The sequence below is a fragment of the Bradyrhizobium sp. STM 3562 genome, from assembly GCF_045571435.1.
Classification (GTDB): Bacteria; Pseudomonadota; Alphaproteobacteria; order Rhizobiales; family Xanthobacteraceae; genus Bradyrhizobium.
In genome coordinates this window covers 1,588,666-1,601,328 of record NZ_CP120694.1, presented here as the reverse complement: position 1 = coordinate 1,601,328, position 12,663 = coordinate 1,588,666, and the positions used below count along the sequence as shown (strand labels likewise).

Below are 12,663 nucleotides of genomic sequence, written 5' to 3'. Positions count from 1 at the left end.
GTCCCCTTGCGGGGGAAGGTGACGTCACCTCGGCCGGCTGCGCTCGATGATCTCGGCAGCACCTTTCGCCAGGAGATCGAAGGCCACCGCGCGTCCCAATTCGCGCGGTCGGCCGGCGGGACCGGTGCGCGATGCTTCAATAATGACACCGCCGCCCAAATCCAGCACCGACGCGCGCAGCAGCATCTCCGCAGCCTTGATCTCTGCAAATCCTGCGATCGGCGAATTGCAGTGACCGTTGAGCACCCACAGCACCTCGCGCTCCGCCTCGGCGCAGGCGCGCGCGTCGGCATCATCGATGCTCGAGAGCAGTTCGCGCGTCCGCCAGTCCGCCGCCGCGCACTCCACGGCGACAATCCCTTGCCCAACTGCGGGCAGCATCTCGGCGGCGGAAAATTCGTATGCGATGCGATCGGCGAGACCGACGCGCTCCAGCCCGGAACGCGCCATGATCAGGGCATCCGCAGGCCCCACCGTGCCGCCATCGGGCAGACGCTGCCTCTCGCCCTGATCCAGCTTGCGTATGCGGGTATCGGCCGCGCCGCGAAAATGAATCACCTCGACATCAGGAAATAGCCGCCGCGCGTAAGCCGCGCGCCGCACCGCGTTGGTGCCGAGTTTAAGCCCTTTGCCGCGCGAGCGCTGCAGCTTCTCGACCGACAGGCCAGGACGCAGCACCAGCACGTCACCCGGCGGATCGCGCGACAAGGTCGCGCCGATCACCAGCCCCGGCGTGTCCTCGTTGCCCGGCATGTCCTTGAGCGAGTGCATCGCCGCCTGCAGTTCGCCCTTCAGCACGGCCGCGCGAATCTGCTGCACGAAGGCGCCACCCTTGCCGCCATGCGGCAGCAGCTTGCTGGTCTGGTCGATATCTCCAGTGGTGTCGAACTTGACCACTTCGACCTCGAGACCCGACATGGATGCGGTCAGCCGGCGCGCGATCTCCTCCGTCTGGGCCAGCGCCATCGCGCTCTTTCGCGTCCCGATCCGCAAACGACCATCCACTACAAGCGCTCCCGTGTCATCGCCCATCCTGCAAGATCATATCGGAGGCCTTCTCCGCAATCATGATCACCGGCGCATTGGTGTTGCCGGACACCAGATCCGGCATGATCGAGGCATCGACCACCCGCAAGCCCTCGATGCCGCGCAGACGCAGGCGCTGGTCGACCACCGCGAGCGGATCATTGCCCATCCGGCAGGTCGAGGTCGGATGATAGACCGTCGAGCCCGTCTGCCGGCAAAACTCCAGCAGATCCTCGTCGCTCGTGACATTCGATCCCGGATACACTTCACCCGCGCAGTACGACTTTAGCGCGGGCGCCGCCAGGATTTTTCGCAAAATCCTCAGGCCATCGATGAACGCGCGGCGATCGGTCTCGGTTGCCAGGTAATTGATGCGGATTTCCGGCGCCACCGTCGGGTCGGCGCTCTTGATGCGGAGCGAGCCGCGGCTCTCGGGGCGCAACTGGCACACCGAGGCAGTGAAGCCGGAGAAGGAATGCAGCTTCTCGCCCATCTTGTCGGTCGAGAATGGAATGAAGTGGATCTGAATATCCGGCGTCTCAAGGCGCGGACTGGTCTTGAAGAACGCACCGGAAGTGCCTGCGGCAATCGTCAGCGCGCCCTTGCGCAAGAGCCCATAATGCACGCCGGCCCAGACGCGGCGCAGCGGATGGTTGACGATGTCATTGAGCGTGACCCGCTGCGCGCAGCGCGTCACCAGCCGCACTTGCAGATGGTCCTGCAGATCGTTGCCGACCCCGGGCGCGTCGAGCACGACGTCGATGCCGTGCTGCTTCAGTAGCTCCGCAGGTCCGACGCCCGAGAGCTGCAAGAGCTGCGGTGAATTATAGGCGCCGCCGGAGAGCACGACCTCCTTGCGCGCGCGCGCCGTGCGCACAACACCCTCTTGCCGGTATTCGACGCCCACCGCGCGGCGGCCATCGAACAGCACGCGCTGGCCCAGCGCCGAGGTCTCGACGCGCAGATTGCCTCGGTGCAGCGCGGGGCGTAAGTACGCGACCGCCGTGCTGGCGCGCCGGCCCTTCCGTGTGGTGGTCTGGAAGAATCCCGCGCCTTCCTGGGTCGCGCCGTTGAAATCGGGGTTGTAGGGAATACCGGCTTCGACGGCCGCTTTGACAAACGCCTCGGAGAGCGGATCGGAATGGCGCCAGTCCGAGACCGGCAGCAGCCCGGCCGCGCCGTGATACTGATCACCGCCACGGCACTGGTTTTCCGCCTTCTTGAAGTAGGGCAGCACGTCGTCGAAGCCCCAGCCGGTGTTGCCGAGCTGGCGCCAGCGATCGTAATCCTCGTGCTGGCCTCGCACATAGAGCAGGCCGTTGATCGAGCTTGAGCCGCCCAACACCTTGCCGCGCGGCTGGAACACCTGGCGGCCGCCGAGCCCCGGCTCGGGCTCGGTCTGGTACATCCAGTTGACGGTCTTTTCCTTGAACAGCTTGCCGTAACCGAGCGGCACGTGGATCCAGATGTTCTTGTCCTTCGGCCCGGCCTCCAGCAGGAGCACCGTGTGCTTGCCATCGGCCGAGAGCCGATTGGCGAGCACGCAACCGGCTGAGCCCGCGCCAACGATGATGTAGTCGAATTCAGAGGCGGTTTCGCTCCCGCGGGATCGTGCTTCACTATTCATGTTTCTTATCAACCCGGCTTGATGGCGCGCAGGTCGCGCGCTGTCAGCGGTTTAGCCCAAGCCCCGGGACGTTTGGTAGCTGCAAACCGGTGGCCGTGGCTTTCCGATAGAAAAATCGATTTTCGATTGACGATTGCCAGTCGTGTTGTCATTGTCGCGCCATGGAGAGCGTCGGACTGAGTTTTGGAGGGAGCGGCACGGAGGAACGCCCGCGCAGCCTGACCTCGGCCGTTCAGGAACGGCTGCGGGCGGACATTCTCGCCACGCGCCTGTTGCCAGGCCAAAAGCTGCATATCGCGGGCCTTGCCAAGCAATTCTCCGTCAGTCTCGCCGCCGTGCGCGAGGCGCTGTCGCGGCTGGTGGCGGATGGGCTGGTGCAGGCCTCGGACCAGCGCGGCTTTCGTGTGAGCCCGGTGTCGCTGGCCGACCTCGCCGACGTCACACAGACCCGGATCGACATCGAAGGCCTGGCCTTGCGCCGCTCGATCGAGCGCGGCGACGCCGGCTGGCTCGACGCGGTGGAAGCCGCCTGGGAAGCCCTGCAAGCTGTCCCCTATCGCTATCCCGACGACCCCGGCGTTCACTATGAGGAATGGGTCGTCCGCCACCGCATCTTTCACCGCGCGCTGGTCAATGCTTGCGGCTCGCAGTGGCTGCTCGGTTTTCGCGACGTGCTGCACGAACAGAGCGAGCGCTATCGCCGCCTGGCGCTGCGCCGTCAGACCGACAAGCCGCGCGACGTCGAAGCCGAGCATGCCGCCATCGTGGATGCCGTGCGCAAGCGCGATGCGGACGCCGCGGTCGCCGCGCTCGCACGGCACTTTTCCGTCACCATGGAATTCGTCGAACTCGGCGCGCCCCGGATCGCGGAGGTGAGCGGCAAGACCTGACGCACCGCGCACGATTCCAGCAGCAGAACAACAAAACCAATCATCGGGAGGAACATCGAATGCATCTCACCCGCCGTCACGGCCTCGCCTCTGTTTTCGCCTTGGCCCTGCTTGTGCTTCCGGCCCCCGCTTCTTCCGAGACCATCCGGGTCGGCCTGCCGACGAAGACCTATTGGCCGACGACGATCGCGGAGACGGCGGTGCGGCAAAAACTGTTCGAGAAGGAAGGCATCAGCGCGGAACTCACGATCTACCGGGGCGGGGCCGAGACGTTCGAGGCGATGGCGGCGGGCGCAGCCGACATCATCCTCGATCCGCCCTCACTGGTCTCCGCCGGGCGCAAGAAAGGCGTGATGTCGAAGCTCGTGGCCAACGCCGCGATGGGCAATTTCGGCTGGCAATTGATGGTACCGGCCAAATCGACATTGGGCGTGAAGGATCTCAACGGCAAGAAGGTCGGGATCACCTCGGCCGGATCGGGCTCTGACCTGCTCGCGCTCTGGACCATCCAGGACAAGAAGATCGACTTCACCCGCGTGCCGGTCGGCGGCGGCGGATTGGTGCCGAACCTGATGGCGGGCAATGTCGATGCGGCGGTGGTCTATTCGCCGCTCAGCTTCCAGGTCCTGAAATCCGGCGATGCCAAGACCATCCTCGACTATGCCAAGGAAGTGCCCCCGAACCTCACCGCGGGCTGGATCGTGCTCGACAAATACGCGCAGGCAAAGCCCGAGGTGGTGCAGAAGGCGCTGAATGCGCTTTACGGCGCAGTCGCGTTCATGCGCAACAACCGCGACGTCACGGTCAAGCTGATTGCCGAGCTCTATGAGATGCCCGCCGAGATCGCCGCGATGGAATACGACAACACCATCATGAATCTCGAGACCGACAGCAACATGGCGGCACCCAACGTAGTCGAGGCCGTACAGCTTTCGCTCGATCTCGCCAAGTTCGGCGGGCTGAAGGACATCATGCCGACGGAGGACATCATCTCCACGCAGTTCAAGCCGGTTCCGACCAAACCGTGAGACGATGCACGCGATGGAGCGCATGACCAACACCCTGGCGCGGATCGCAATCGTCGTTGCGCTGTTTGCACTGTGGGAAGTGCTGTCGCGGACGGGCATTGTCAATCCGCGGCTCCTGCCCTCGGCCTCCGACACGCTGGCAACGCTCGGTGATCTCCTGCAGCGGGCGAGCGTCCGCAACGATCTCCTGGTCACCGCGACCGAGGTGCTGGCGGCATTCGCGCTCGCGGTGCCCGTGGGCGCCCTGATGGGATTTCTGATCGCGGAAAACCGCTATTTCGCGGAGGTGACAAAGCCGCTTTTGTTCTTCGCCTTCTCGATTCCCAAATCGATATTCCTGCCGATGTTCATCCTGGTGTTCGGCGTCGGCTTTTCGCAGAAGGTCGGCTTCGGGTTTTTCTCCACCATTTTCATCGTCGTCATGTCGACGACGACGGCGGTGGAATCCGTGAAGGTCGAATATCTCACCGTCGCCCGCTCCTACGGCGCGACGGCGACACAGACCGCATGGCGCGTGTATCTGCCGAGCATGCTGCCGGTGCTGCTCGAGGCGCTGCGGATCTCAATGATTTTCAATCTCACCGGTGTCATCCTGGCGGAGATGTACGCCTCACGCGACGGCATCGGGCATCAGATCGCCACCTGGGGCGAAAACTTCCAGATGAAGCAGCTCCTGGCCGGCGTAGTGATGATCGCGGCCATTGCCATTGCCTTCAACGAAATGATCAGATGGGTGGAAACGCGATGCAGCCATTGGCGAACGTAACGCCGCTGAAACCCGCGCCACGCGCCGGCGCGATCCAGATCAACGACGTCGGCCAGGTCTACAAGGCGCGTGGCCAGGACGTCGTCGCACTGTCGGAGGTTTCGCTAGACATCAAGCCGGGGCGCTTTGTCGTGCTTGTCGGACCGAGCGGCTGCGGCAAGTCGACACTGCTAATGATGCTTGCCGGCCTACGGCAGCCGACCTCCGGCACCATCCTGATCAACGGCACCCCCATCACGCAGCCCGATCCCGACCGCGTCGGCGTGGTGTTCCAGGAAGCGAGCCTGTTCCCCTGGCTCACGGCCGAAGACAATGTGGAGTTTCCGCTGGCGCTGCGCGGCGTGCCCAAGGCCGAGCGGCGCGCCAGGGCGGAGGAAGCGCTCAAGCTGGTCGGCCTCGAGGGCTTCGGCAAGCGTCATCCTCATGAACTGTCGGGCGGCATGAAGCAGCGCGTCTCGATTGCGCGCGGCCTGGTGCAAGATCCTCCCGTGCTGTTGATGGACGAGCCGTTCGCGGCACTGGACGAGCAGACGCGCATGACCATGGGCGACGAGCTGCTGCGGATCTGGGCCGCTACGGGCAAGACCGTCGTGTTCGTCACGCACAGCCTCACCGAAGCCGTTTACCTCGCCGATGAGGTGGTGGTGATGTCGGCGCGCCCGGGGCGCATCGTCGATCAGTTGCAGATTCCGCTGCCGCGGCCGCGTACCTATGAAATGCTGAGCGGCGACGCCTTCAGCACCCTTCGCGACCGCATCTGGCGGCATATCCGGAAATCGGCGTGAGGCGCGCATGAAGGCAAGCACGCTGCGCCGGCTGATCGTCATCGCCCTGATCGCGTTCTGGGAGATCCTTCCCCGCACCGGCCTCGTGCCGGAACTGTTCCTGCCCTCGCTATCATCGACACTGAAGGCGGGCTTCACGGAAGCCGGCGAATATGGCCAGGCGCTGCTGGTGACCCTGTACGAGGTCGGCGTCTCCATGGCCTTCGCCTGCGGCGGCGGCATCCTGCTCGGCGCCCTCGTCGGCAGCCTGCCGCGCCCGCGCGTGCTGATCATGCCGATGGTGTCGAGCCTCTACGCCGTGCCGCTGGTCATCCTCTATCCCGTCTTTACCGTGTGGCTCGGCATCGGCTCGGAATCCAAGATCGCGTTCGCCTCCATCTACGGTTTTCTGCCGACCATGCTCGCGACCGCCGCCGGCATCCAGACCATCGATCCGCAGCTCCTCCTCGCTGCGCGCAGCATGGGCGCGACGGTCGGTCAGCGCCTAGCGCGCGTAGTGCTGCCGGCGGCAATCCCGACCGTGCTGTCGGGCCTACGCATCGGCGGCGCGCTGGTCATCGTCGGCGTGGTCGTCTCGGAAATGCTGATCTCGTCCGCCGGGATCGGCTACCTGATCTCGCGCTACCGCACCATTCTCGACAGCCCGCATGTCTTTGCCGGCGTGCTCCTGGTGCTCGCCTTGGCGGTTGCGTTCAACGCCGCCATCAAATGGATCGAGCGCAAATGCGCGATCTGGCAGACCGGCACGCGCGGCGCGCAAGCCACCGCCGACGATGTCGCGACCGGCGCGATGCAGCCGGCGACATGACGGAGCGCAGGACGTGTTCGATCTCACCCTCACTTTCGACAATGGCCCGGAACCGGACGTCACCCCGCGCGTGCTCGATATCTTGCGCGAGCGCGGCATCAAGACGACCTTCTTCGTGATCGGACGGAAGCTGGAGGATCCCGCGCGCCGGCGGCTCGCCTCGCGCGCTCATGACGAAGGTCACTGGATCGGCAATCACACCTACACCCACTCGCTGCCGCTCGGGCAGCAGCACGACCCCGCCAGCGCCGAGCACGAGATCGGCCGGACGCAAGCCCTGATCGGCGACCTCGCGCACGAAGAGCGCTGGTTCCGGCCATTTGGCGGCGGCGGCAATCTCGACGACCGGCTGCTGAAGCCTTCCATCGTCAGCTATCTCGCGCGCGAGCAATATTCCTGCGTGCTGTGGAACGCGATCCCGCGCGACTGGGACGATCCGCATGGCTGGGCGAATCGCGCGCTGGATCAATGCCGCGCGCAAGAGTGGACGTTGATGGTGCTGCACGACCTGCCGACCGGCGCGATGAACCATCTCGAGGAGTTTCTCGACGCCGCCGATAAGGGCGGCGCCCGCTTCCGCCAGGATTTTCCGCCAGCTTGCGTGCCGATCAGTGCAGGCACAATCGTGCGGCCCATCGACGCCTATGTTTCAACCATCGAGGAAAGTATCCGATAATGAAGATTGCAAGTTTCAGGAAAGGCGCAACGGCAAGCTACGGCATCATCACCGACGCGGGCGTCATCGACGCCGGCAAGCGCCTTGCGGCCTATCCCACGCTCAAGACGCTGCTGAGCAAGGGATCGCTCGACGAGCTTGCCGCGCTCAGGAGCGAGCGCCCCGATCACGCGCTGTCCGAGATCGAGCTGCTGCCGACCCTTCCCGATCCCGACAAGATCTTCTGCATCGGCGTGAACTATGCGACGCACCTTGCCGAAAGCGGCCATCCCAAGCCGGTCCATCCGATGATCTTCACGCGCTTCGCCAACAGCCAGGTGGGCGGCGGGCAGCCGATGATCCGCCCCCTGGAATCGGAGCGCTTCGACTATGAGGGCGAGTTGGCCGTGATCATCGGCAAAGGCGGCCGCCGCATCGCGCGGGAAAGCGCACTGCGCCACGTCGCGGGCTACGCCTGCTACAATGACGGCAGCATCCGCGACTGGCAGCGCCACACCTCGCAATTCGCCCCGGGCAAGAATTTCGTCGGCACCGGCGCCTTCGGCCCGTGGATGGTCACGACCGACGAGATTCCCGACGTCAGCAAGCTCAATATCGCGACCCGACTGAACGGCGTCGAGGTGCAGGCCGCGCCGATCTCGGACCTGGTGTTCGATGTGCCAGCGCTGATCGCCTATTGCTCGACATTCACCGAGCTCGTGCCCGGCGACGTCATCGTCACCGGGACGACCGGCGGCGTCGGCGCCTACCGTACGCCGCCGCTCTGGATGAAGGACGGCGACGTGGTCGAGGTCGAGATTTCCGGCATCGGCATCTTGCGCAATCCCGTCAAGGACGAAGTTACGGCCACGGCAACGCGCGCGGCCTAAAAGCCGCGCCGCAAATAAGAAGCAAGGAGACCAGGATGAACCTGCCGAAGCATCTGTTGCCGACCACCGTGGTCGGCAGCTACCCACAGCCGGACTGGCTGGTCGATCGCGCGATGCTGTCGAAATCCGTGCCGCGCACCCGCATGCGCGACATGTGGCGGCTACCGGAAGAGCATCTGGAGGAAGCCCAGGATGATGCGACCATCGTCGCGATCCGCGACATGGAGCGCGCCGGCATCGACATCGTCACCGACGGCGAAATCCGCCGTGAGAGCTATTCCAACCGCTTTGCCACCGCGCTCGAAGGCGTCGACGCCGAGAATCCGGCAATGATCATCTCGCGCGCCGGCCACGAGACGCCGGTGCCGCGGGTGGTCGGCAAGGTGCGGCGCACCCGCGCGGTGGAGGTGCGCGACATGGAGTTCCTTCGTCGCAATACCGATCGCCCGGCCAAGATCACCCTGCCCGGCCCATTCACCATGAGCCAGCAGGCCAAGAACGAATTTTACAAGGACGACGAAGAGCTCGCGCTCGCGTTTGCCGAAGCTGTCAATGCGGAGGCGCGGGATCTGGAAAAAGCCGGCGCCAACATCATCCAGCTCGATGAACCCTGGGTGCGCAACAATCCCGACCTTGCCCGCCGTTACGCGGTCAAGGCGATCAACCGTGCGCTGGAAGGCATCAAGGTGCCGACGGTCGTGCATCTCTGCTTCGGCTATGCCGCGGTCGTGCCGGGCTCGACCAAGCCGGCGGGCTATTCCTTCCTCTCCGAGCTCGCCGACACCATCGCCGAGCAGATTTCGATCGAGGCGGCGCAACCCAGGCTCGACCTCGGCGTGCTCAAGGATCTCGCAGCCAAGAAGATCATGCTGGGCGTGCTCGACCTCGGCGATCCCGAAATTGAAACGGTGGACGTCATCGCCGATCGCATCCGCAACGGCCTGAAATACGTGGCGGCTGATCGCCTCGTCGTCGCGCCCGATTGCGGCATGAAATACATGCCGCGCGCCAGGGCATTCGGCAAGCTGAAGGCGATGGCGGATGCAGCGGCGCTGGTGCGGCGGGAGATCGGCTAGAAAGCGTCTCACGTCAAACGGCGTCCAACTATCCCCGTCACCCGTGAGAAGGCCGCAAGCGGCCGTCTCGAAAGCCCTTGTAGCGGGGCCGTTCATCCCTCGAGGCTCGCTTTCGCGAGACCCCCGGGATGAGGGTCCAACATGGCGACCGCTTCAGAACCGTAGGGTGGGTTAGCCGAAGGCGTAACCCACCATGCCGCGGCGCGCGAGAAGCGGTGGGTTTCGCTTTCGCTCAGCACACCCTGCGAAACCTTACCCAGGCAGCGTCTCGAGCAGTGGCTTTGCGAGATAGAGCACCTGATATGCAACGCCGCCCTTGCCAGCATCGGGCTCGCGCTCCGACAACAGCACGCGCGTGAGCTTCCAGGTCTGCACGTCGACGCCCACGGCGGCGGCAACCGTGCCCGGCTCCTGCGCGACCGCATGGTTGCGCTCGATCTCGGCGGCGAAGGCGGAGGTCAGATCGGCATCGAGCGGAATGTCCTGCTCCTGCTTATAAAGGAAGCGCGCGGCGCGGCCGCTCCCCTTGCGCGCATCCAACGCCACCCTGGTCTCGATCACAGCCCGGCCAAAACTGTCGGTCACCGACCTGTAGCGGCCCTCGACCAGGAAATTGCGGAAGCCTTCGTCCTGGCGCCAGAGATAGAGCGAGGAATATTCGCTCGATATCGCGCCGAACTGGCCGCGCTCGCGCAGTAAGAAAGCCTTGAAGTGCAGCTCCGGGACGGCGTCGAAGAGGTGCCCGCGCTCGGCGGCGCGCTTGCGAATGAGCCCAATATCGTAATTGGCCGGCAGCCTGTGGCCGTAATGGACGATGATCATGGTGGGATTCCTTTCTCTTCCTGCAGTCAAACCGGACATGAGCCAGACATAGCGTTGAGACGACCATTGCGAAACGACATCAATTTCTATATCAATGATTTCGATTTTAAATGGTTGAACCATGAAGGCCCTCGATATCGAAGCCGTGCAGGCCTTTGTCGTCCTGACCGCGGATTTGAAAAGCTTCACCCGCGCCGCCGAAGCGCTGGACACCACGCAGTCGGCCGTGAGTCTGAAGATCAAGCGGCTCGAGGACGGCCTCGGCCGCAGGCTGCTGGAACGAACGCCGCGGGTGGTGCGGCTGTCGGCGGATGGCAACGCCTTTCTGCAAGCAGCGCGAAACCTGGTGGCCGCGCATCACGGCGCGGTGTCAGCTTTCGGTGTCGAACAGCGTCGGCTAGTGGTGGGCATCAGCCATCACATTGTCGGCGCCGAGCTGCCGCTACTGCTCAGGCGGATGAGCCGTGCCGAGCCTGGCCTCGTGCTGGAGATGCGGGTGTCGACCTCACGCGAGGTGCTTGCGGATTTCGAGCAGGGGACCATCGATGCCGCCATCGTGCTGCGCCATGACAACCGCAGGCGCGACGGCGAGACCATCTTGGAGGAGGCCTTCGCCTGGATGGCCGCTCCGGATTTCGAGCATCATCCGGGCGAGCCTTTGCCGCTCGCAACCCAAGCCGAGCCCTGCAGCGTTCGCAGCATGGCGATCGCCGCGCTGAAGGCGGCCGGCATAGCCTGGACCGAAGTCTTTGTCGGCGGCGGCGTCACGACGATCGGAGCGGCCGTCTCCGCCGGCCTTGCGGTTGCCGCGCTCGGTCGGCGCGTGGCGCCGCCCGGCACGATCGATGTCGGGCCGCGGCTGGGCCTGCCGGCGCTGCCGTCGCGCGATGTGGTGCTGCATTCCAATCTCAGCGACCGCCAGAGCAGGTCATCGCTCAAAGCTCTCGCCGCGACCATCCGCGCCACCGCGAGCGCTTAGAACATGATCCGATGAGACGGAAATCCGATCACGATCTGATCTCTCTGTTTGAGCCTGATCTTTCCGCAAAGCCGGTTCCCACTTTTCCGGATCATGCTCTAAGGCCGCAACGTCGGCTCCGTGTTCGGCGCGGGTGCAGGTTGCGCCTCGCCCTGCCCCGGCAGCTTGTCTCCATGCAAGGCAAGTGGCGGTCCGATCCACAACGCATCGGCCAAGTGATCCCGGCGCGGGTCGGCCGTGTTCGGATGCACCAGAATGCTCAGGGAGCCATGATTGAGCATCAGCCACGGCACCAGCTCGGCGAAAAGCTCCGAAGCAAAGGCCACCTGAAACATCGCCTGGTCATGCGGGCCGACCTTCTCGTCATGCCAGCGGCCGAGCGTGACCGCAAAGCGCTCGCCGATCCAGTCACGCAACCGCTCGGCCTCTGTCCGGCTTGTCGCGGGATCGTAATAGACGTGGGCGTGGAAGCTTGCGATTTCCTGGATCGACCGGGCTGTCGCACCTTTTTGCGAACCGTTCATGCTGGCCTCCTTTTGCCCGGATGTTACTTGAGCCGACCGGCGCTTCAAACCCTGGTCTGCGCCGGGAAAACCGCCGGTTTCCGTCTGGCGAAGGCCGCCTTAAGCATGTACATCTCGTGACATGGCAGCCAGCGTCAACGTCGTCGCCCACCCTCTGGTCCAGCACAAGCTCTCGCTGATGCGCGAGCGCGACCGCTCGATCAAAGGTTTTCGGGAACTCCTGAACGAGATCGGCATGCTGCTCTGTTACGAGGTCACGCGCGACCTGCCGCTGGAGCTGGTCGATATCGAGACCCCGCTCGCGCCGATGAAGGCACCGATGATCGCCGGCAAGAAACTCACTCTGGCGCCAATCCTGCGCGCCGGTGTCGGCTTTCTCGACGGCATGCTGGCACTGATCCCCTCGGCACGGGTGGCGCATATCGGACTTTATCGCGATCCCGAAACGCTGCAGGCGGTGGAATACTTCTTCAAGGCGCCCAACGATCTGTCGGACCGCCTAGTGGTGCTGATGGATCCGATGCTGGCGACCGGCAATTCCGCCTGCGCCGGCGCCGAACTGCTCAAGGCGCGCGGCGCCCGCGACATCCGCTTCGTCTGCCTGCTCGCGGCCCCCGAAGGCATCGCGCAATTCCAGAAAGAACACCCTGATATTCCGATCTGGACCGCCGCCATCGACGAGCGGCTCAACGACCACGGTTACATCCTGCCGGGCTTAGGCGATGCGGGCGACCGGATGTTCGGGACGAAATAGACGCGCGATCATTTTGAAGCGCTGTTTGACGGC

14 protein-coding genes are annotated in these 12,663 nt (G+C 64.5%); 10 read left to right on the top strand and 4 right to left on the bottom strand.

All coding sequences use genetic code 11. The annotated features are described in order from the left end of the window. Positions 1-24 precede the first annotated feature (24 nt). Together hemC and P6U23_RS07315 are read right to left on the bottom strand one after the other, a co-directional pair. Positions 25-1,032 carry a hydroxymethylbilane synthase gene (hemC, locus tag P6U23_RS07320; RefSeq protein ID WP_407178891.1) on the bottom strand — a complete coding sequence of 336 codons (1,008 nt, stop codon included), beginning with the start codon at positions 1,030-1,032 and terminating at the stop codon, positions 25-27. Beyond that, positions 1,022-2,653 carry a GMC family oxidoreductase gene (locus P6U23_RS07315; RefSeq protein ID WP_407178890.1) on the bottom strand — a complete coding sequence of 544 codons (1,632 nt, stop codon included), beginning with the start codon at positions 2,651-2,653 and terminating at the stop codon, positions 1,022-1,024. The genes hemC and P6U23_RS07315 overlap by 11 nt, the downstream gene beginning before the upstream one ends. 161 nt (positions 2,654-2,814) lie before the next feature. Here P6U23_RS07315 and P6U23_RS07310 point away from each other — a divergent pair, with 161 nt between their 5' ends. The 8 genes from P6U23_RS07310 to P6U23_RS07275 are packed head-to-tail and all read left to right on the top strand — an operon-like array spanning position 2,815 to position 9,551. Beyond that, positions 2,815-3,543: a GntR family transcriptional regulator gene (locus P6U23_RS07310; RefSeq protein WP_407178889.1), complete on the top strand. Its 729-nt coding sequence runs from the start codon at positions 2,815-2,817 to the stop codon at positions 3,541-3,543. A 59-nt stretch (positions 3,544-3,602) separates the two neighbouring features. Beyond that, the gene (locus tag P6U23_RS07305) at positions 3,603-4,571 is read left to right on the top strand and encodes an ABC transporter substrate-binding protein (protein WP_407178888.1); all 969 of its coding nucleotides are present in this window, start codon (positions 3,603-3,605) and stop codon (positions 4,569-4,571) included. Positions 4,572-4,593: 22 nt separating this feature from the next. Then, a complete protein-coding gene (locus P6U23_RS07300) occupies positions 4,594-5,337 on the top strand; it encodes an ABC transporter permease (protein ID WP_407178887.1) in 744 nt (247 codons plus the stop codon). Continuing rightward, a complete protein-coding gene (locus P6U23_RS07295) occupies positions 5,316-6,122 on the top strand; it encodes an ABC transporter ATP-binding protein (protein WP_407178886.1) in 807 nt (268 codons plus the stop codon). Before P6U23_RS07300 ends, P6U23_RS07295 begins: the two co-directional genes overlap by 22 nt. A 7-nt stretch (positions 6,123-6,129) precedes the next feature. Next, a complete protein-coding gene (locus P6U23_RS07290) occupies positions 6,130-6,930 on the top strand; it encodes an ABC transporter permease (protein ID WP_407178885.1) in 801 nt (266 codons plus the stop codon). A 13-nt stretch (positions 6,931-6,943) separates the two neighbouring features. Next, positions 6,944-7,606, top strand: a complete 663-nt coding sequence (locus tag P6U23_RS07285) for a polysaccharide deacetylase family protein (RefSeq protein ID WP_407178884.1) — start codon at positions 6,944-6,946, stop codon at positions 7,604-7,606. Then, entirely contained in the window at positions 7,606-8,475 is an 870-nt protein-coding gene (locus P6U23_RS07280; protein WP_407178883.1) for a fumarylacetoacetate hydrolase family protein, read from the top strand. The genes P6U23_RS07285 and P6U23_RS07280 overlap by 1 nt, the downstream gene beginning before the upstream one ends. A gap of 35 nt (positions 8,476-8,510) precedes the next feature. Continuing rightward, positions 8,511-9,551: a 5-methyltetrahydropteroyltriglutamate--homocysteine methyltransferase gene (locus tag P6U23_RS07275; RefSeq protein ID WP_407178882.1), complete on the top strand. Its 1,041-nt coding sequence runs from the start codon at positions 8,511-8,513 to the stop codon at positions 9,549-9,551. A gap of 252 nt (positions 9,552-9,803) precedes the next feature. On the opposite strand, the gene P6U23_RS07270 is transcribed toward P6U23_RS07275, so the two are convergent. Then, complete coding sequence (locus P6U23_RS07270; protein WP_407178881.1) at positions 9,804-10,373, bottom strand: DUF4865 family protein; 570 nt, start codon at positions 10,371-10,373, stop codon at positions 9,804-9,806. A gap of 121 nt (positions 10,374-10,494) precedes the next feature. On the opposite strand from P6U23_RS07270, the gene P6U23_RS07265 reads away from it, so the two are divergent. Then, positions 10,495-11,352, top strand: a complete 858-nt coding sequence (locus P6U23_RS07265) for a LysR substrate-binding domain-containing protein (protein ID WP_407178880.1) — start codon at positions 10,495-10,497, stop codon at positions 11,350-11,352. A gap of 98 nt (positions 11,353-11,450) precedes the next feature. On the opposite strand, the gene P6U23_RS07260 is transcribed toward P6U23_RS07265, so the two are convergent. Continuing rightward, a complete protein-coding gene (locus tag P6U23_RS07260; protein WP_407178879.1) occupies positions 11,451-11,876 on the bottom strand; it encodes a DOPA 4,5-dioxygenase family protein in 426 nt (141 codons plus the stop codon). A gap of 121 nt (positions 11,877-11,997) precedes the next feature. On the opposite strand from P6U23_RS07260, the gene upp reads away from it, so the two are divergent. Then, positions 11,998-12,630 carry a uracil phosphoribosyltransferase gene (gene upp / locus P6U23_RS07255; RefSeq protein WP_407178878.1) on the top strand — a complete coding sequence of 211 codons (633 nt, stop codon included), beginning with the start codon at positions 11,998-12,000 and terminating at the stop codon, positions 12,628-12,630. Positions 12,631-12,663: the final 33 nt, after the last annotated feature.